This is a genomic window from Microvirga sp. HBU67558 (assembly GCF_018069605.1).
GTDB lineage: Bacteria > Pseudomonadota > Alphaproteobacteria > Rhizobiales > Beijerinckiaceae > Microvirga > Microvirga terrae.
The window spans coordinates 1-1966 of sequence record NZ_JAGPUP010000349.1; the positions used below are offsets into that span (position 1 = coordinate 1).

The following is a 1966-nucleotide window of genomic DNA, read 5'->3' on the forward strand; positions in this document are numbered from 1 at the left end:
GTGTTGCCGCCGATGAGAAACTGACCCGGTCGCCGATTCAAATCTGACCCACCGGCTATGCTGGGCCTTCGCGAGAGGAGCGGAGGGCCCGGATGATTGGAGGTGAGATGTCGATGGAGATCCGGGTGTTGGCCAAACATGGCAAAGGCGTGCGCGAGATTGCCCGCGAGCTGGGACTGTCGCGTAACACAGTGCGGCGCTATCTGCGCGAGCCGGAGGCGGCTCGGTATCGCTCTCGCCCCGCCCGGCCGGCCAAACTGGATCCCTACAAGCTCTACATTCAACAGCGCCTGGCCGCGGCTGCACCGGATCTCATTCCCGCCACCGTGTTGCTGGCCGAGTGCCGGGAGCGCGGCTATGCCGGCAGCTACACCATGCTCAAAGCCTTTGTGGCCTCGCTCAGGCCAGTGGCGGCGCCAGAGCCGGTGGTCCGGTTCGAGACCGCACCCGGCGAGCAGATGCAGGTGGACTGGGCCACCATCCGGCGCGGCTCCAACCGCCTGTCTGTGTTCGTGGCGACACTGGGCTGGTCGCGCAACACCTATGCTGAGTTCGTCTCGGACGAGCGCCTCGAGACCCTGATCGCCTGCCACGAGCACGCCTTTCTGGCCTTTGGCGGCGTGCCGCACGAGGTGCTCTACGACAACATGAAGACAGTTGTGGTCGAGCGTGATGCCTATGGCGGCGGCCGGCATCGCTTCCATCCGGGCTTTGCCGATTTTGCCGGTCACTGTGGCTTTCGCCCACGGCTCTGCCGTCCCTACCGGGCTCAGACCAAAGGCAAGGTCGAGCGCTTCATCCGCTATCTGCGCGCCAGCTTCTGGGTGCCGTTGACCAGCCAGTACGCACAGGAAGGTCTGGTCGTGGACCGCGAGACCGCCAACGTCGCCGTGCACCGCTGGTTGCGGGAGGTGGCCAATGCGCGTGTGCACGCCACGACGGCGGCGGTTCCGTCCGAGCGGCTAGAGAGCGAACGAGCCTCGCTCCAGCCGGTCCCTCGTCCCTATACCGGTCAAAGCAAGCGGCAGCTTGAGCCTCTGTCCTCCCGGCGACCGATCCTGGGCCTGCGGCATCCGCTTGCGCTGTATGATGCCCTTGCGGGAGCAGTCTCATGACCGATCTCCAGCATGCCCGCATCGCCGATCTGTGTGCCGAGTTGCGGCTGAGCGCGATGGCCGACCTGTATGGCCCGGCCGCGCAGGCGGCGGCTTCGCGTGAGGCCTCATACAGTGACTTCCTCGAAGAGATTCTGCGGGCGGAGCGGGATGCCCGTCGCCAACGGGCGCGTGATCTGTTTGCGCGCACCGCTGGCTTTCCGGCGATCAAGACCCTTGACAGCTATGACTTCGGCTTTGCCACCGGTGCGCCGCGCCAGCAGATCCAGGAGCTGGCCAGCCTCGCCTTTGTCGAGCGGGCCGAGAACGTGGTGTTGCTGGGCCCGTCCGGAGTGGGCAAGACCCATCTGGCGATTGCCTTTGGCTATCTGGCGACCCAGCGGGGCTGGAAGGTGCGCTTTATCTCCGCGGCTGATCTGGTTCTGCTGCTGGAGAGCGCCCAGCGTCAGGGACGGTGGAAGGAGGTCCTGCACCGGGCGGTCAACGTCTATAGGCTGCTGATCATCGATGAGATTGGCTACCTGCCGATGAGCCGCGAGCAGGCGAACCTGTTCTTCCAGGTGGTGGCCAAACGCTACGAGAAGGGCGCGATGATCCTGACGTCCAACCTGACCTTTGGCAGTTGGGACCAGGTCTTTGCCGAGGAGGCGGTGCTGACGGCCGCCATGCTCGACCGCCTGCTGCACCACGCGACGGTGGTGCAGATCAGTGGCGAGAGCTACCGGCTCAAAGACAAGCGTCGCGCCGGCATGGTGGCGAAGCCAAAGGAACGGTTGGGATAAGAACTGGGTGGGTCAGATTTGAATCGGCGCCCTCGCTCGAAGCGGGTCAGAATTCAACCGGCGTTGACA

2 protein-coding genes are annotated in these 1966 nt (G+C 64.9%); both read left to right on the forward strand.

Annotation, left to right across the window (positions count from 1 at the left end; all coding sequences use genetic code 11):
• Positions 1-92: 92 nt before the first annotated feature.
• Positions 93-1115 (forward strand): IS21 family transposase, encoded by a 1023-nt coding sequence (istA, locus tag KBI52_RS01735; protein ID WP_210804911.1) that lies wholly within the window; start codon positions 93-95, stop codon positions 1113-1115.
• Positions 1112-1897, forward strand: a complete 786-nt coding sequence (istB, locus tag KBI52_RS01740) for an IS21-like element helper ATPase IstB (protein ID WP_210804913.1) — start codon at positions 1112-1114, stop codon at positions 1895-1897. Before istA ends, istB begins: the two co-directional genes overlap by 4 nt.
• Positions 1898-1966 lie beyond the last annotated feature (69 nt).